This window comes from Caenimonas sp. SL110, from assembly GCF_001044395.1.
Classification (GTDB): domain Bacteria; phylum Pseudomonadota; class Gammaproteobacteria; order Burkholderiales; family Burkholderiaceae_C; genus Ramlibacter.
The window spans coordinates 14745-31290 of the sequence record NZ_JANU01000011.1 but is presented as its reverse complement, the minus strand read 5'-3'; the positions used below and the strand labels follow the sequence as shown (position 1 = coordinate 31290).

The window sequence follows — 16546 nt, the reverse complement described above, 5'->3', positions numbered from 1 at the left end:
TCAGACAGCGACCGCTTTTTCGATGATGACGTCGGTGGCCGGCACATCGCCATGGCCGCCCTTGTTACCGGTCTTCACGCCGGTAATCTTGTCCACGATTTCGGTTCCGCCAACGACCTTGCCGAACACCGCGTAGCCCCAGCCTTGCATGCTGGGTGCGGTGTGATTGAGGAAGCCGTTGTTCGCCACGTTGATGAAGAACTGCGCGCTGGCCGAGTGGGGCGCCTGGGTACGGGCCATTGCGACCGTGTACTTGTCGTTCTTCAGGCCGTTGTTGGCTTCGTTCTCGACGGGCTCATCGGTTGGCTTTTGCTTCATGCCGGGTTCGAATCCGCCGCCCTGAACCATGAAGCCGGGAATGACACGGTGAAAAATGGTGTTGTCGTAGTGGCCCTTGGCGACATACGAGAGGAAGTTGGCGACCGTCTTGGGCGCCTTGGCTTCGTCGAGTTCGAGCGTGATGACGCCTTCGCCTGCGATGTGGAGTTCAATTTTGGGATTGCTCATGGGTGCGTGCCTTGGTTTTTATTTGAGGACGGTTGCCGAGGTGATGACGATGGGTGTCTTTGGAACATCGGACTGGAATGGGCCGCCGTTGCCGGTGGGGGTGATCTTGATCTTCTCGACCACGTCCATTCCGCTCACGACCTTGCCGAAGACGGTGTAGCCGTAGAGCTGCGCCGCATTCATGAGTTCGGCGCGGGGCACGTTCTCATACACGCGACCGCGATATTCAAACTTCGCGACCGGGTCGCCGGCCGGGATCAGTGCCGGGTCGAGGCTGGGGTTGTCCTTGACGTTGATGAAGAACTGCGAGGTGGCCGAATTCGGGTCATTGGTGCGTGCCATCGCAAGGGTGCCGACGACATTCTTGGGGCCACCCTTGGCCAGGGCTTCGCGGCCTTCGTGCTGAACGGGCGGGCGTGTGACCTTCTCGTTGTACTTCCCGTCGTAGCCGCCGCCCTGGATCATGAAGTTGTCGATCACGCGGTGGAAGATGGTGCCGTCGTAGTGTTTGGCGTTGACGTACTTGAGAAAGTTGTCGACGGTCTTGGGTGCCTTGTCAGGATAGACCTCGACGACGATGTCGCCTGCCGTGGTGGAGAACTTCACCCGGGGCGCGTCGGCCGCTGCTGCGGCGCCCATGGTTGCTGCAAGGCCCAGGGCCAGCAATGCGTTTGCGATTTTCAACCGATTACTCCTTCGAAAAATATCTTCCATTGAGAGCCTGAGCCCGTGCCCTGTCGCAGCCAGTACTGGCGCTTGACCGGGCCGGTGCGGTCTCCGTCAGTCACTTCGCCGAAGGTGACCACCATTGTCTCGGACCGGTCGCTGCTCCAGTGAAGGTATGACAGGTCTTTCATCTGTATGTTCCGCCCGCGCGAACGATCGGCCTCCTGCTTGAGCGTTGGCGCCCATTCGGCCAGCGATTTTCCGTTGCCGTTGAAATCGGCGGCATAAAAGCCCAGCAGGCGCGCGGGGTCGCCCGAAGCTTTTGCCGCGCGCCACGACTGCAGCACGCCAGCGAACTTCTGGCTTTCGGGTTGTAGCTGGTGCTGCGCAACCCAGTTCAGGCTGGATGCAATGACCACCGGGGTCGTGCGGACAGCTACCGTGCGGATGACGCGCTGCAAGTCGGGGTTGGCCAGCACGACGCAGCCATCGGTGGCCTTGGGTGCGCGCGCAAACTGGCTGGGCGGTGAGCCGTGCAACCAGATGCCGCTGCCTGTCTTGCCGCGACGCGCGTCGTATGCATTGGGGTAATTGATGGGCAGCGCACCAGCACCGTAGAAGTCTTTCAACGACTTCGGGTCGAGGTTGCTGGTGACGAAGTAAACGCCCAGCGGGGTGCGAAGGTCGCCTTCAAGCGACTTGTCCACACCCGACTTGCCCACCGAGATGTAGTAGTCGGCCAGCAGCTTGAGGCCTGTGGACGTGTTCTCGAACAGGTAGAGCCGCGCGCGCGACGTGTCGATGGCAATCGCGTGGCGGTTTTGCGGCGAAAGCTGCAGGAACTGCGCGGGCACCGAGTCGGGCGGTGGGCGCTCGCGCAGCGCGCGCAGGCGAAGCTGCGACTCTTCACGCAGTTCGGCAAGCTGCCCGTTGAACTTGAGGCCGGACTCGGCCACGTCGCCCAACATGCGCACCGGGCGAGCCTGGGCCGCGAGCAGGTCGCCGTAGACCAGTTGCGCCAGCTGGAAATTCGGATGGTCCTTGACCAGCGATTCGGCCCTGGCCAGCGCATCGCGCGACTTGGCCTGGCCCAGCAGGCGATAAACCTCGATCAACCGCACTTCTGCATCACCATCGCGAAGGACCGGCTTTTTGGCTGGCTCCTTGGAAGCGTGCTTGCGGCCGTGCGCAGCCTGCGCCGGAAGCGTGGCAAGAAGCGCCATCGAAGTGACGCAGCAAAGCGCGAGCAACGCCGGTTTCATGCGGTAGACAAGGTCCGAAATAGATTCACAACCCGACAGCTGTCCGCCTGTTGCGCACAGCGCGCACTCAGGCGCCTGTGCTTTCCCTGACGATCACCCAGCGATCGCCGGCCTTGACGAGTTCGAGCGTCTTGCGGCTCGAAACGTTCAATGAGTCTGCGCTATAGGTTTGCTTGAATCTGGCCACAGCCGTCGTGCCCTTGACCGATACCGTGACATCGTTGAGCTTCACTGTGATCCGGTTCTTGCCGACGATGCGAGAGCGACGCTCTTCTTCCCAGGCCTTGCGCGACAGCTTTCCGGGTGGATCGAACTCCTTGCCGTAGGCGCCGAGGTAGCCGTTCATGTCCTTGCTGGACCAGGCGGCGGCCCATGCCTGCACGGCGGCTTCGACGTCGTGCGAGCCGGCTGAGCTTGCGGCGGGCGGGGATGCAGGTGCGGGCGAGGGTGCGGTGGACGGTGCGGCCGCAGGCGCCGGCGCCGCAACCGGTGCCTTGGCAACCACCGCGGGTGCAGGCGCTGAAACCGGGGTTGGCGCAGGCGCCGCAGCCAGGGGGCGCCCCTTGCCGGGCGTGAAGAGCTCGCGGATGAGCGCGAGCTTGGGCTGAAGTCCCGTGTTGGTCGAGTCGAGCTGGAGCGCCTTGCTGTAGGCCTGGCTGGCGAGCTTGGCGTACACGTCGCCCAGGTTTTCGTGCGCCGTCGAGTAGCTGGGGTTGGTGCGGATCGCTGCCTCCAGCGTGGCACGGGCCTTGTCGAACTGGCCCTGTCCGGCGTACAGCACGGCCAGGTTGTTGTACGGCTCGGGGAGTTCCGGAAATTCTTCGGTGATGCGCGTGAACGTGGTGAGGGCGTCAGCCGTGCGGCCCGACTCGGCCTGGGCCACGCCCTTGATGAAGCGCATTTGCGGGTCCTTGGGCTTGGCCGCAAGGTACTGGTCCGCCTTGGCAATCGCTTCTGCGGGCTTGCCGGCACGCATCAGCTTGGAAACTTCTGCGTAATCGTCGGCCAGCGCCGCAAATGGCAGGCAGAGCGCGGCTGCGAGCGCGACCTTACGTGCCAGATGAGGAATGGTGGTGCCGGCATGCATCATGTAATTCGAGGCCTTTTATTAGAGCTAATGTTTAGCGATCAGCTCACTGAGTTGCTCAATGACTCGCCCCCAAACGCAGGGCTATATACTGCGCTGCATTGTAGCTGGCGCCTCAACAGTTGATGTTGCGCACCAGCAGTAAAAACGTACAGAATCAGTCACCCGCGCTACGCCGCAACATCCCGCGGCCGGCGGCGCAAAAAAACAAGTTCCATGAGCCTTCGTATCCACAACACGCTGTCGCGTGCACTGGAAGACTTTTCTCCGCTGGAGCCGGGACACGTGCGGATGTATCTGTGCGGCATCACCGTCTACGACCTGTGCCACGTGGGTCACGCGCGCTCCAACATTGCCTTCGACATCATCTTTCGCTGGCTGAAGGCGAGCGGCTATCGCGTGACCTTCGTTCGCAACATCACCGACATCGAAGACAAGATCATTCGCCGTGCGGTCGAAAACGGCGAGACCGTGCGGGGCCTCACCGATCGCATGATCGCCGAGATGTACGTCGATTTCGACAAGCTGGGCATCGAGCGTCCCACGCACGATCCGCGTGCCACCGACTACGTGCCGCAGATGCTGGACATCGTCAAACGCCTGGAGGGCAAGGGCCTCGCGTACCGCGCTGAAGGCGGCGACGTGAACTACGCGGTCAGGCGCTTCCCCGGATACGGCAAGCTGTCGGGCAAGTCGCTTGACGAGCTGCACGCGGGCGAACGGGTGGCCGTGCTGGAAGGCAAGGAAGACCCGCTTGACTTCGTGCTGTGGAAATCGGCCAAGGCCACCGAGCCGGACGATGCGAAGTGGGACAGCGAATACGGCAAGGGCCGACCCGGCTGGCACATCGAGTGCTCGGCAATGTGCGAGGAATTGCTCGGCAAGACATTCGACATCCATGGTGGCGGCGCCGACTTGCAGTTTCCCCATCACGAGAATGAAATCGCCCAGAGCGAGGGGGCCAACGGCGTGCCGCTCGCGCGCTTCTGGCTGCACAACGGCTTCCTGAATATCGACAACGAGAAGATGTCGAAGTCGCTGGGCAACTTCTTCACGATCCGCGAAGTGCTCGAACGTTTCGATGCGCAGACGCTGCGATTTTTTCTGGCGCGCACGCACTACCGCAGCCAGTTCAACTACAGCGATGTGCACCTGGAAGACGCGCGCTCATCGCTGCGGCGGCTGTACACCGCGCTCGACCTGGTCAAGCCGGCGCAAGTCCAGATCGACTGGAGCGACGCGCACGCTGCCAAGTTCAAGGCCGCGATGGACAACGATTTCGGCACGCCCGATGCCGTGGCCGTTCTGTTCGAGTTGGCCGCCGAAGTCAATCGCAGCAAGTCGGCGCAGACAGCCGGGTTGCTCAAGGCGCTGGCCGGCACGCTCGGTCTTTTGCAAGGCGATCCGAAGGAATTTTTGCAATCGGGCGCAACGCTGGGCGAAGCCGAGATTCACGCGCTCATCGAGCAGCGCGCTGCGGCCAAGAAGGCCCGGAATTTCGTCGAGGCCGATCGCATTCGCGATGACCTGCTGACGCGCGGCGTGGTGCTCAAGGATTCCCCCACCGGCACCACCTGGGAGGCTGCTTGAGTCCCGCGCCGGTGCCATCCGTCCTGGCCACACCCGACTACTGGGAAGAGGCGTGCAAGCACCTCTCCAAAAAAGATCGCGTGATGAAGCGGCTGATTCCGCAGTTCGGCGATGCGTGCCTGCAATCGCGAGGCGATGCATTCACCACGCTCGCGCGCAGCATCGTGGGCCAGCAGATTTCGGTGAAGGCCGCGCAGACCGTGTGGGACCGCTTTGCCAAATTGCCGCGCCGCATGGTGGCGGGCAATGTGCTCAAGCTCAAGGTCGATGACATGCAGGCTGCGGGCCTGTCCGCGCGCAAGATCGAATACCTGGTGGACCTGGCGCTTCACTTCGATTCGGGCGCGATCCATGCGGATGCCTGGACCTCGATGGAAGACGAAGAAATCATCGCCGAGCTGGTGGGCATCCGGGGCATTGGCCGCTGGACGGCGGAGATGTTTCTCATCTTTCACCTCATGCGGCCGAACGTCTTGCCGCTCGATGACATCGGGCTTATCAACGGCATCAGCCGCAACTATTTTTCGGGCGATCCCGTCAGCCGCAGCGATGCGCGCGAAGTGGCGGCCGCCTGGGCGCCATTTTGCAGTGTTGCAACTTGGTATATTTGGCGATCGCTGGACCCGCTGCCGGTCGAGTACTAGAGCGACGTTGCAGCCGACATAACAGGCAAGGAGTTCACCTTGGCAAAGAAGACTTTTCTCGATTTCGAGCAGCCCATCGCGGAGCTTGAAACCAAGATCGATGAGCTGCGCTACGTGCAGACCGAATCTGCGGTCGATATCTCCGAAGAGATCGACCAGCTCTCCAAAAAGAGCCAGCAGCTCACCAAGGATATCTACAGCGACCTGACGCCGTGGCAGATCACCAAGATCGCGCGCCACGCCGAGCGTCCGTACACCATGGATTACGTGAACGAAATCTTCACCGATTTCGTGGAGCTGCATGGCGACAGGCACTTTGCCGACGATCTTTCCATCGTGGGTGGTCTTGCCCGTTTCAACGGCAACGCCTGCATGGTGCTGGGCCACCAGAAGGGCCGCGATACGAAAGAGCGCGCGCTGCGCAACTTCGGCATGAGCCGCCCCGAGGGTTATCGCAAGGCATTGCGCCTCATGAAGACGGCCGAAAAGTTCAAGCTACCCGTGTTCACGTTCGTCGATACGCCTGGCGCGTATCCAGGCATTGACGCAGAAGAGCGCGGTCAATCCGAAGCGATCGGCCGCAACATCTTCGAGATGGCGCAGCTCGAAGTGCCCATCATCACCACGGTGATCGGAGAGGGCGGCTCGGGCGGGGCGCTGGCGATTTCAGTTGCTGACCAGGTGCTGATGCTGCAGTACTCGATCTATTCGGTGATCAGCCCGGAGGGCTGCGCATCGATTCTCTGGAAGACATCGGAGAAGGCGCAGGATGCGGCCGACGCGATGGGCATCACGGCGCATCGCCTGAAGGCCTTGGGTCTGGTGGACAAGATCGTGAATGAGCCGGTGGGCGGCGCGCACCGTGACCACAAACAGATGGCGGCATTTCTCAAGCGCGCGCTCAACGATGCGTGGCGGCAGCTTGGCGACCTCAAGGTCAAGGAACTGGTTGATCGCCGCTATGAGCGGCTGCAAAGCTACGGGCGCTATACGGACACCAAGGCCGAGGCCAGGTAGCGAGCGGACTGCGCCTGATCGGATGCCGTCTGGATTGCGGATCAAGTCCGCAATGACCTCCTGGATTGCGGAACGAGTCCGCAATGACAGCCGGTGGTTGGTTGTCATGCCGGACTCGATCCGGCATCCATCGCGAAGCGACTGCTGCGCTCGTCAGCCCAGGCGCGGTCAGTTGCTGTAATTCAACTCGATCTCCAGCGAGCGCGTGTCGTCGATCGGCTGGAATTTCCACTTTTCGACCGCGTTCACCGAGGGACGATTCAAGCTGCTGTTCGAGCTTTTGGTCACCCGTGCACCCGAGACATTGCCATCCGGATTGACTTCGAACGCCACAGTCACCATGCCTGATGGCCGTTCGCGCATGAGCATCGCACTCAGCTCGGGTGGGTCTTGCCGCACCGGGATGAGCGCCTTGCGCACGGCGGCCACGGGGGCGGGGATCGCTTGCGGTGCAGCGACCGCAACGGGCGTAGGCACCGGTGCGACCGGCTCGGGCTGCGCCGCAATGGGTTCGGGCGTCGGGACCACGCGCTGCCGGGCCGCAGCAACAGATTCAACCGGAGCGGCACGCCTGGCCGGTTCCTTTTCAACCACCGCCGCGGGCGCAGCGGCAGCAGCAGGCTTGGGACGTTCGCGAATCGCTGCGTTCTGCAGGATGAACCGATAGGGACTTTCAGCCGCTCGACGCGCGGCTTCACTGGGGGCGCCATCTTTGGCTTGAGGCGCTGCTGTCTGGGCCATGCCTGGGGCCGCGACTGCCATCCCTGCTACCGACACGACTGCTGTTATCCAGGCGTTCAGGGCCTTGTGGGCCGACACGCCGTTTCGTTGGGCTTGCATACTTCACCTTGCTTCATGCGCCGCGAATTTTATGTCGCGACCTTCGCCCCGCTAGATGGGGTTAGTGCCCATGCCTCAGGGGTCCTTCACGGGCACGGAAGATAATCCGGCCGATGTTCGATCAAGCCATCGCAAGTTTCAGGCCGGGGCTGCCGCTCGCAGTGGCCCTGAGCGGTGGCGCGGATTCCACGGCATTGCTGCTGGCGTGTGCGCTGAAGTGGCCGGGGCAGGTGAGGGCGGTTCACGTTCATCACGGACTGCAACGAGCCGCCGACGACTTTGAAAGGCATGCGGTGGACTTGTGTGCGCGAATCGGTGTCCCGCTGGTTGTTCGCCGAATCGATGCGCGCCATGCACCGGGCGAAAGCCCCGAAGACGCAGCGCGGCGCGGACGCTATGCGGCCATTGCCGATGCGGTCAGGACGCATTGGCCCGATGACGCGATCGGCGACGTCGCAGTTGCCCAGCATGCCGATGACCAGGTGGAGACCTTGCTGCTCGCGCTTTCACGCGGTGCGGGTCTGCCAGGCCTGTCGGCCATGCCTGCCCATTGGAAGCGCGATGGCCTCAACTGGCATCGGCCCCTGCTGCGAGTTCCGGGGGCGCAGCTGCGCGAGTGGCTCATTGCGCGCGGCGTTACGTGGATCGAGGACCCATCCAACGCCGACGAAAAATTCACGCGCAACCGGATTCGCGCGCAACTGCTGCCTGCATTGGAAAATACGTTTCCCCAGTTTCGTGAGACGTTCGCGCGCAGCGCGCGCCATGCCGCGCAGGCGCAGGAACTTCTCACTGAACTCGCGGCGCAAGACCTGGAGCGCACTGGCAATCCCCCGGTGATTCATGAATTGCGCGCACTGTCTGCGAATCGCCAGGGCAACTTGCTGCGTCACTGGCTGCGCACCTCGCACGGCACGGCGCCGAGCGCGGCGCAGATGGGCGAACTCCTGGCGCAAGTCGCTAATTGCGCAACGCGCGGCAACGACATCCGCATCAAGGTTGGACTGGGGCGGGTGACCCGGGCAGGCGCGCAGTTGCAGTTCGAGCGCGACTGAGTTCGCGTTGCAAATCGGGGGTCGGCGGCGGTCCTGCTGCAATGCAATAAAATCCATGCTTTTCGCGGCTAAAGAAGCAAATTCGCGGCACCCGCACTCACTATCCAATCCAATGGCATTGATCGTTCACAAATACGGCGGCACGTCGATGGGCTCGACCGAGCGCATCCGCAACGTCGCCAGGCGCGTGGCCAAGTGGCACCGCGCGGGGCACCAGATGGTGGTCGTACCCAGCGCCATGAGCGGCGAGACCAATCGCCTTCTGGGCCTGGCCAAGGAGCTCTCTCCCGCAAAGCAGGACGACGCGCTCTGCCGCGAACTCGACATGCTGGCAGCGACCGGCGAACAGGCGTCATCCGCATTGCTGGCGATCGCCCTGCAAGCCGAAGGCCTCGAAGCCGTGAGCTACGCCGGCTGGCAGGTGGCGATCAAGACCAACAGCGCCTACACCAAGGCCCGCATCGAATCGATCGACGACAAGCGTGTGCGAGCCGACCTGGCTGCTGGCCGGGTTGTCATCATCACGGGCTTTCAGGGCGTCGATGACCTGGGCAACGTGACGACCTTGGGCCGGGGCGGCAGCGACACATCAGCAGTTGCCGTTGCGGCCGCGATGAAAGCCAAGGAGTGCCTGATCTACACCGACGTGGATGGCGTTTACACCACCGACCCGCGTGTCGTGCCCGAAGCGCGGCGGCTGAGCACGGTGAGCTTCGAGGAAATGCTGGAAATGGCATCGCTCGGCTCCAAGGTCCTGCAGATTCGCTCGGTCGAATTTGCCGGCAAATACAAGGTGCGGCTGCGAGTGCTTTCGAGCTTCACGCCGTGGGACATCGATATCGAGGAAGAGGCCGCATCCGGCACCCTGATCACTTTTGAGGAAGACGAACAAATGGAACAAGCCGTCGTTTCCGGCATCGCCTTCAACCGCGACGAAGCCAAGATCTCCATCCTGAGCGTGCCCGACAAGCCGGGCATTGCGTACAACATCCTGGGTGCCGTCGCCGATGCCAACATCGAAGTCGACATGATCATCCAGAACATGTCCAAGGACGGAAAGACCGACTTCAGCTTCACCGTCCATCGCAACGACTATGCAAAGACCGTGGACCTGCTCAAGACCAAGGTTTTGCCGGCGCTGGGCACGGATCACATCGAAGGCGACACGCGCATCTGCAAGGTCAGCATCGTGGGCATCGGCATGCGCAGCCACGTCGGCATCGCCGCCAAGATGTTCCGTTCACTGTCCGAAGAGGGCATCAATATCCAGATGATCTCCACCAGCGAAATCAAGACCTCGGTGGTGATTGACGAGAAGTACATGGAACTGGCCGTGCGGGCATTGCACCGCGCGTTCGATCTGGATCAGGCCGTTGCGTGATCTGGATCAGGCCATTGCCTGAGCATCAAGGGTTTGGGGCATAATTGCCCCACTGGAAACGTGACCGAGTGGCCGAAGGTGCTCCCCTGCTAAGGGAGTATGGGGTGTAGAGCCTCATCGAGGGTTCGAATCCCTCCGTTTCCGCCAGAAGACGTCCGAAGAGGTCCCACTAGGTCCTCTTCAGCAGCAAAAAGCCTTGAGAAATCAAGGCTTTTTGTCTTTCTGGGTCCTGTGAGTTCCACCGAGTTCCGGTCCCATAACAGGGTACGAAACAGGGTAGTGCGGCAAGCGGTATCGAGGTATTTTTCGACCTTCACAACTGCTCTCGCATATGACCGAAATCCAATCCCACGTCAGGCTCCATCGTGTACGCAAACCTATAGGCCGCCTCTCCGACGCACTCATTCGAAACCTCAAAACGCCTGAGAAGACCTACAAAGAGCCGGACGGCAACTCGTTGTATCTGCTACTGACTCCTACCGGACTTCGTTCCTGGCGTTGGGATTACAGGTTCAGAGGTGCGGCAAAAACTTTCTCGATTGGTCGCTTCCCCGACGTTGGACTAGCCCAGGCTCGCACAGCACGTGACGAGGCTCGACGGAAGGTGCTGTCCGGCGTGGATCCTATGGAAGAGCGTCGGGAGACGAAGCAGGCTTCGCTCATCGCACACGAAAATTCGTTTGAGAGCGTTGCACGTGCTTGGTACGAGGTCTGGTCAATTGGACGTCACCCTCGCTACACCAAGGACGTTATGAGCAGGTTCGAAAGAAATGTATTTCCGGCTATTGGCCACAAGCCGGTGTCGCAGATCGAGGCACCAGACTTGGTTCGAATGATGACCAAAATTCAGGGACGTGGTGCAACAGACATCGCACTGCGAGCAAGAAACACTAGCAGCCAGGTTTTCCGCTATGCAATCGCCCATGGGCTTGCCAGGCGAAATCCCGCTGTCGATTTTTGCCCCTCAGATGTTCTGCCGAGGCGCTCCGTACGAAATCACGCTCGCATTGACGAAAACGAGCTGCCCGACCTCTTACGAAAGATCGAAGCCTATCAGGGGACACCAACTACGCGTTTTGCCATCAAGTTGCTGGCTCTGACCTTCGTGCGGACATCCGAACTGATTGAAGCCGAGTGGTCGGAATTCGACCTGGTCAAGGGGGAGTGGCGAATCCCCGGTGAGCGTATGAAGATGGGGAGAACGCATGTCGTCCCGTTGGCGAGGCAGGCCCTCGAAATTCTGAAAACATTGAGACTGATTTCGGGGAACTCGCAGTGGCTTTTTCCCGGGGAGCGGAGCAACAAAAAGCCCATGAGTAACAACACAATCCTGAAAGCTTTGGATCGCATGGGCTATAAGGGCCGAATGACCGGTCATGGCTTCAGGGGCTTGGCCAGTACGCACTTGTATGCCATGCAATTTCCGGGTGATCACATCGAACTCCAACTCGCTCACACCAGAGAAAAAGTGCGGGGTGCTTATGACCATAGTGAGCAAATGCCGCAGCGACGGAAAATGATGGACTATTGGGCCGCATATTTAGATGGGTGTTTAACAAGGGTGTGAACCGAATATGGACATCATCGACGCGTGGAACGAAAAACATGCCGTTAGACGGTTGGTCACTGTGTTCCGAGAACTGCTCTCCGAACGAACTGATGCCGAGTTGGACCTGTTATGGGAGGGCATGGTCAGACTGATGTATCGGACAGATGTTTGGTGGGCGGATACATGGACTCGGCAACTCCTGTTCACTGCTGGCGAGGTCGTCTCAACAGGCATCGAGGGAGTTTCGAATCTCGAAGTGCACGAGCTTTTCGCCCTGCTTGGAATGCAGCTTGCGGAGGACGAGTTGCGTCAGCACGGATGGGTCTCGAGAGAACAGGAAGTTAGCGCTTGTGCCCCCTTAATGGAACTGTTGCAACTCGCTCGAATCGTCGAAGGATTCAGCAATAGGTCTGTTCGTCAGGTCCTGTCAGGGGCAACTACAAGACTTATGCCGGAGTTTGAAAAGCTGATCACTCTGGCCGGGAGTGAAGGCAAAAAGGCGATCCCGAGTGCGGGTGGCAAGGGGAAGCACAGCGAAGGCAACAAGAAGAAGGCCGAGCTGCTGGAAGAGGCCAACAACGGAATAGCAAAGGGCCTATGGGCGACGGCCAGCGAGTGTGCTACAGACTTGCAACCTAGATATTTCCCTGACGAAGGGCCACTTGGATCGGATGATCCGTGGAGCAGAGTGTTGATCTGGGTCAGCCCACTCTTTCTTGCCCGAAAACGCCTGCAGAAAAATCCAAGTGTAAAACCTTTGTAGTTCCTGTGCTAGCAGAAGGCTGGTGACTAACTAGGCTGTGTTTCATGATTTGACTGTGCAATAGCGCACGTCACTTAGGGAATATGAAATGCAAATTGTCCACCTACCAGACCTGCCGCATGGAACACCGCAGATCATTCGACGACCCACTGTCGAACGAAAGTCAGGCCTTTCCAAATCTCAAATATACGCCTTGATGGCCGACGGAAAATTCCCACGACCAGTTAGCCTCGGGAACCGGGCAGTTGGTTGGGTTGCCTCTTCGGTCGACAACTGGATCACCAGCAGGCCAATCGTCGACAGCCTGCCATATGCAACCGCATCTAATTGCATTGATCGAGGTCTGCTGTCGGACTCCCAGACGCGTACTCAGGGAGTGAACAAGTAATGTTGAACTCAATGACAATGACTGGTTCACGGTCAAACGCAGCAAAAGAACCCGAACCACCGGCACTTGCAGATAGCAGCAGCACGCAAGGCGAATCTTCAGGACTAACTGGCAAGAAGCGGGTTGTCAACCGTCGCAAGCGCATACAACCGACTGGGGGCACTTACTGGCCCGGACTGAACAAACGAGCCGCTGAAAGACGAATTCTGAAGTTCCTGGTGCCCACATCAACGAGACTTGGGACGGACGACGAATTCGCTGCTGTACGCACGTTAGCCGCTGAATTGCAGGAGCTGGTCGAGCATTCCGCCATCCATGCGGTCGGAGTCGAAGATGACGTGTTCTCTGTCGGCTTGCTGGTCCGACCAAATCCGGACGGCAACGACGCCGAACTACTCTCGGGGATATTCCGCGATCTTCAGCCATTCATCGAAGATAGTGATCTCCTACAGGCGGGGCTCTCCGGAAAGCTACCGTCCTGGAAATTCCTGATCAGAGACTTCGTTGCGGCGGACGGTGGATTCGTCATAGAGGACTCAGCGGGCTAGGGAAAATTCTTTCACCTTGACATTGCACAGGTTCCAGTTGCTCCACCGTCGCAAGGAAGCAACGGACCTGAATCCGCGAACTAACATAGATTAGTGACACGAAGTTGATACCAGGTTGACGACTCTCCGGGGTCGTTAACTTTCACCCCACCTTTTTCCCCCACCCGAAGGCCACATCCTTCGGCAAGGCCAAGTCACGTCCGGCGCTAAGTGCATGGTGCGTTTAGCGGCGAGAAATCAAGGAATTGAGAGTACCCATGAAAGAAAAGTTGAATCCGCTCGAAGCGGAAATTGAGATAGCTGAGAAGGAAATTGCCTTCTGCACATTTCGGAATGCGAAGGACAACAATCCTCAGCAAAGGTCGATGACCTGGACAGAGATAAAGAAGCAATTCTTCAGCAGGCACCACATACGAGAGGTCAAAGATGGCCCCACATACTCACCTGTCAGCTACAAGCCTGGCGGCAAGCGAGGGGTTGCCGGTGTGGAAGCCGTGTACTGTGCCGTGTTCGACGTTGAGCACCACGGCTCATTCGACGCGATTGCGCAAAAGTTGTACGGGTATGCGTACGTCGCCCATTCAAGCCACAGTCACACGTTGGCAGATCCGCGATTTCGTATCGTCTTGCCGCTCGACGCTCCAGTGGCTGCCGACGACTGGCCACCGGCGTGGGCCAAGTTGAATCAATGGCTAGGTGATGTAAATGATCGGAGCACAAAAGACGCTTCGAGAATCTATTACCTGCCCAGCCGACCGAGCAGTTCCAAGGACCATTTCATCCGCGTCGGCGAGGGGCGACCTCTGTGTCTGAGTCAGCTTCCTCAACTGCCGCCCGAGCTGGGGACTCAAGCGGTTCGTCGCCGTGTCGTCTCCAAAACGATTGACGGGCTAGAGGACATCCCTCCTGAACCACTATCCCCGGCGGACGGCTTGGCCAGGGTTGTCAGTCGATGCAAGTTCATGGAAGACGTGTCAAGGGTGCAGCGTCAGCCGACAGTTTCGCGGCCACTCTGGATGGCCATGGTTTCCAACGCCTCACGGTTTGAGGCCAGCGATGAATGGATTCATAAGGGCAGTTGCCATCATGAGAAATACGACGAGGTCGAGACGGCCAAGATGATCGAAAGCTGTCGAAACTTTCAGGGAGGACCAATCACCTGCCAGAAAATCCGTGAAGACGGCTACGTTGGTTGTCCAACAGGCGGTTGCAAGACGAAGAATGGGAACGTGACAGGTGCTCCTGCGGGATTGTGGATGGGTGCCTCCCGTAGTGCCGCCGAAAGGCTGAAGTCCGAGTACAGCGTTGGCAGTTTTGACGTGTCCGATAGGGGTGTTGAAAGCATTCGATTCAAGGATGGAGAGATATTTAGAGTCCCCGTTGCTACACGCATTGACGTGTTGGCCCAGACAGTTGCGTCGAACCAAACTGATTGGGGGTACTTGCTGTCCATTAGAGATCCGAACGGAAAGGAAAATCAATTCCATCTTCCCCGATCCATGCTGACGAACAAGCCGCTTTGGCAATCGGAATTACTGAAACGTGGAGCGTCGATCTACGGTACTGCTGACAACGTCTATTCGTACCTCATGGCCTGCGACGAGGTTGTGGATCGGGTGGTGAGCGTGTCCCAGCCTGGTTGGGCACTTGACGTGGACGGCGAACGAATCTTCGTCCTACCCGGACAGATCATCCACGCCCAGGCGAAGGAAGTCAGAGCTCTACTGCAAGACGAGGACGCGGCAGGTCGATTGGCATTTGCCCGTGCTGGGTCTCTAGAAGATTGGCGAGCGAAGATTGCTGGCCCCGCATCCGGCAACAGTCGGCTGACATTTGCGATATCGGTGGCGTTCACTGGTCCGCTTCTATCTCTGCTAAACGTAGAAGGTGGCGGCTTTCATATCGTTGGTGAATCTAGTTCAGGAAAAACAACTGCAGTTGAAGTCGCGGCGACAGTCTGGGGAGGACCTGGGTTTGTTCAGCAGTGGAGACTCACGTCAAACGCTTTTGAGTCGATTGCTGGTCGCCACAACGATACGTTGCTCGTGCTCGATGAAATCAACCAGGCCAGCGCGGAAGATGCAGGCGAAATTGCGTACATGTTGGGAAATGGCCGAGGCAAGACCCGAGCGAACAGGGATGCGACAGCTCGCAAAGTCGCTACGTGGCGATTAGTGTCTCTCTCAACGGGCGAGAAGTCGCTTGCAGAGCACTTGCAATCAGCTGACGCCCAGGCAATGGCAGGCCATGAAGTTCGAATGGTGAGCTTCCCAGGAGACGCTGGCGTGGCACGCGGTGTGTTTGAAGATTTGCACGGCCTACCGACGCCTCAAGCCTTCGCTGACTCTTTGAAGGAGTCCTGTACACAGGTTTTCGGCACCGCTGGGGCTAAATGGGTTCAAGCAATCTTGACTTCGGACCTGAAGCAGTTGACGGCCGAGGTCTGGGCGGATGTCAACCGGTTTGAAGCTGCAAACGTACCTGCAGATGCGGCTCCTCAAGTTCGCAGAATCGCTAGGCGATTTGCCCTGGTTGGGGCCGCTGGAGAGGCAGCGATCAGAAGTGGAGTGTTACCTTGGAGTGAGGGCGAAGCACTTACAGGGGCTAGAGCTTGCTTCCGATCTTGGCTTGCTGATCGTGGGGGCGTTGAGAATCAGGAGGAGCGTCAGGCAGTTGCACAAATTAGACGGTTTCTTGAACAGCACGGCGAATCTCGGTTCACAGCCTGGGACGAAATTGGTGATGCGCCTGGTGTGATTCGCACGGTAAATCGTGTGGGGTTTCGGAAGGTCGCCGACGATGGTCGAACGGACTATCTCGTTTTGACTGAAGCCTACAAGACCGAGCTGTGTGCCAACCTGAATTCCAAGGATGTCACGAAAGTCCTGCGTACGAAGGGGCTTCTGGTGCTGGATCCTGATGGCGGCAGCACTCGAAAAGAGCGCTTGCCGGGATTGGGCTCCACCAGGGTTTACCGTATCAAGGCAGACATTTTTAACATGGATGAGGGCTGATCTGTTCCAGTTGTTCCGCTCGCTCAAACGATCCGCGGAACATAAAAAATTCGGGGAAGAGCGGAAATTATTGAAACTCCCAAAGTCTGTTCCGCTGTTCCACTTGTTCCGTCATTCTCATAGTAATCTTTTCGGCTTCGTCTTCCCATTCTCCTGTGCAAACTGCCTCTACGTTCTAAAAATCGACGGAACAGCGGAACAGATCGCATATCGATCTTGTGCCAAAGGAAAAGAA

General features: G+C 59.1%; 15 protein-coding genes and 1 tRNA gene. 11 read left to right on the top strand and 5 right to left on the bottom strand.

Annotation, left to right across the window (positions count from 1 at the left end):
• The 4 genes from AQ12_RS07470 to AQ12_RS07455 all read right to left on the bottom strand — a co-directional run bounded on the left by AQ12_RS07470 (position 1) and on the right by AQ12_RS07455 (position 3525).
• Positions 1–507 (bottom strand): peptidylprolyl isomerase, encoded by a 507-nt coding sequence (locus AQ12_RS07470; RefSeq protein WP_048439258.1) that lies wholly within the window; start codon positions 505–507, stop codon positions 1–3.
• An 18-nt stretch (positions 508–525) separates the two neighbouring features.
• Positions 526–1221: a peptidylprolyl isomerase gene (locus AQ12_RS07465; RefSeq protein WP_048439257.1), complete on the bottom strand. Its 696-nt coding sequence runs from the start codon at positions 1219–1221 to the stop codon at positions 526–528.
• Positions 1188–2435, bottom strand: coding sequence for a murein L,D-transpeptidase family protein (locus tag AQ12_RS07460; RefSeq protein WP_048439256.1), 1248 nt, complete (start codon positions 2433–2435; stop codon positions 1188–1190). The genes AQ12_RS07465 and AQ12_RS07460 overlap by 34 nt, the downstream gene beginning before the upstream one ends.
• Positions 2436–2502: 67 nt before the next feature.
• Positions 2503–3525: a tetratricopeptide repeat protein gene (locus AQ12_RS07455; RefSeq protein WP_048439255.1), complete on the bottom strand. Its 1023-nt coding sequence runs from the start codon at positions 3523–3525 to the stop codon at positions 2503–2505.
• 213 nt (positions 3526–3738) lie between these two features.
• Between AQ12_RS07455 and cysS the strand changes: the two genes are divergently transcribed.
• The 3 genes from cysS to AQ12_RS07440 are packed head-to-tail and all read left to right on the top strand — an operon-like array spanning position 3739 to position 6773.
• A complete protein-coding gene (gene cysS / locus AQ12_RS07450) occupies positions 3739–5112 on the top strand; it encodes a cysteine--tRNA ligase (RefSeq protein ID WP_048439254.1) in 1374 nt (457 codons plus the stop codon).
• Positions 5109–5756: a DNA-3-methyladenine glycosylase gene (locus AQ12_RS07445; RefSeq protein WP_048439253.1), complete on the top strand. Its 648-nt coding sequence runs from the start codon at positions 5109–5111 to the stop codon at positions 5754–5756. Before cysS ends, AQ12_RS07445 begins: the two co-directional genes overlap by 4 nt.
• A gap of 39 nt (positions 5757–5795) precedes the next feature.
• Positions 5796–6773 carry an acetyl-CoA carboxylase carboxyltransferase subunit alpha gene (locus tag AQ12_RS07440; protein ID WP_048439252.1) on the top strand — a complete coding sequence of 326 codons (978 nt, stop codon included), beginning with the start codon at positions 5796–5798 and terminating at the stop codon, positions 6771–6773.
• Between the two features lie 168 nt (positions 6774–6941).
• Here the strand turns inward: AQ12_RS07440 and AQ12_RS07435 are convergent, their stop codons facing one another.
• Complete coding sequence (locus AQ12_RS07435; RefSeq protein ID WP_082151458.1) at positions 6942–7613, bottom strand: TonB family protein; 672 nt, start codon at positions 7611–7613, stop codon at positions 6942–6944.
• A gap of 113 nt (positions 7614–7726) precedes the next feature.
• Here AQ12_RS07435 and tilS point away from each other — a divergent pair, with 113 nt between their 5' ends.
• From tilS to AQ12_RS22030, 8 genes are all read left to right on the top strand, one after another.
• Positions 7727–8668: a tRNA lysidine(34) synthetase TilS gene (tilS, locus tag AQ12_RS07430; protein ID WP_048439250.1), complete on the top strand. Its 942-nt coding sequence runs from the start codon at positions 7727–7729 to the stop codon at positions 8666–8668.
• 112 nt (positions 8669–8780) lie between these two features.
• Positions 8781–10049, top strand: coding sequence for an aspartate kinase (locus AQ12_RS07425; protein WP_048439249.1), 1269 nt, complete (start codon positions 8781–8783; stop codon positions 10047–10049).
• Between the two features lie 54 nt (positions 10050–10103).
• Positions 10104–10196 (top strand) — tRNA-Ser (locus tag AQ12_RS07420).
• A gap of 184 nt (positions 10197–10380) precedes the next feature.
• Entirely contained in the window at positions 10381–11616 is a 1236-nt protein-coding gene (locus AQ12_RS07415) for a tyrosine-type recombinase/integrase (RefSeq protein WP_048439248.1), read from the top strand.
• Between the two features lie 7 nt (positions 11617–11623).
• Complete coding sequence (locus tag AQ12_RS07410; RefSeq protein ID WP_048439247.1) at positions 11624–12361, top strand: hypothetical protein; 738 nt, start codon at positions 11624–11626, stop codon at positions 12359–12361.
• 88 nt (positions 12362–12449) lie between these two features.
• A complete protein-coding gene (locus tag AQ12_RS22435; protein WP_082151457.1) occupies positions 12450–12749 on the top strand; it encodes an AlpA family transcriptional regulator in 300 nt (99 codons plus the stop codon).
• Positions 12749–13297: a hypothetical protein gene (locus tag AQ12_RS22690; RefSeq protein ID WP_152682717.1), complete on the top strand. Its 549-nt coding sequence runs from the start codon at positions 12749–12751 to the stop codon at positions 13295–13297. Before AQ12_RS22435 ends, AQ12_RS22690 begins: the two co-directional genes overlap by 1 nt.
• Positions 13298–13554: 257 nt before the next feature.
• Positions 13555–16311 carry a DUF927 domain-containing protein gene (locus AQ12_RS22030; RefSeq protein WP_053076613.1) on the top strand — a complete coding sequence of 919 codons (2757 nt, stop codon included), beginning with the start codon at positions 13555–13557 and terminating at the stop codon, positions 16309–16311.
• Positions 16312–16546 lie beyond the last annotated feature (235 nt).

Excerpts from the sequence above, each read along its gene's own strand:
- AQ12_RS07470 (WP_048439258.1), bottom strand. The coding sequence starts at position 507 with ATGAGCAATCCCAAAATTGAACTCCACATCGCAGGCGAAGGCGTCATC.
- AQ12_RS07465 (WP_048439257.1), bottom strand. The coding sequence starts at position 1,221 with ATGGAAGATATTTTTCGAAGGAGTAATCGGTTGAAAATCGCAAACGCA.
- AQ12_RS07460 (WP_048439256.1), bottom strand. The coding sequence starts at position 2,435 with ATGAAACCGGCGTTGCTCGCGCTTTGCTGCGTCACTTCGATGGCGCTT.
- AQ12_RS07455 (WP_048439255.1), bottom strand. The coding sequence starts at position 3,525 with ATGATGCATGCCGGCACCACCATTCCTCATCTGGCACGTAAGGTCGCG.
- cysS (WP_048439254.1), top strand. The coding sequence starts at position 3,739 with ATGAGCCTTCGTATCCACAACACGCTGTCGCGTGCACTGGAAGACTTT.
- AQ12_RS07435 (WP_082151458.1), bottom strand. The coding sequence starts at position 7,613 with ATGCAAGCCCAACGAAACGGCGTGTCGGCCCACAAGGCCCTGAACGCC.
- tilS (WP_048439250.1), top strand. The coding sequence starts at position 7,727 with ATGTTCGATCAAGCCATCGCAAGTTTCAGGCCGGGGCTGCCGCTCGCA.
- AQ12_RS07425 (WP_048439249.1), top strand. The coding sequence starts at position 8,781 with ATGGCATTGATCGTTCACAAATACGGCGGCACGTCGATGGGCTCGACC.
- AQ12_RS07415 (WP_048439248.1), top strand. The coding sequence starts at position 10,381 with ATGACCGAAATCCAATCCCACGTCAGGCTCCATCGTGTACGCAAACCT.
- AQ12_RS07410 (WP_048439247.1), top strand. The coding sequence starts at position 11,624 with ATGGACATCATCGACGCGTGGAACGAAAAACATGCCGTTAGACGGTTG.
- AQ12_RS22435 (WP_082151457.1), top strand. The coding sequence starts at position 12,450 with ATGCAAATTGTCCACCTACCAGACCTGCCGCATGGAACACCGCAGATC.
- AQ12_RS22690 (WP_152682717.1), top strand. The coding sequence starts at position 12,749 with ATGTTGAACTCAATGACAATGACTGGTTCACGGTCAAACGCAGCAAAA.
- AQ12_RS22030 (WP_053076613.1), top strand. The coding sequence starts at position 13,555 with ATGAAAGAAAAGTTGAATCCGCTCGAAGCGGAAATTGAGATAGCTGAG.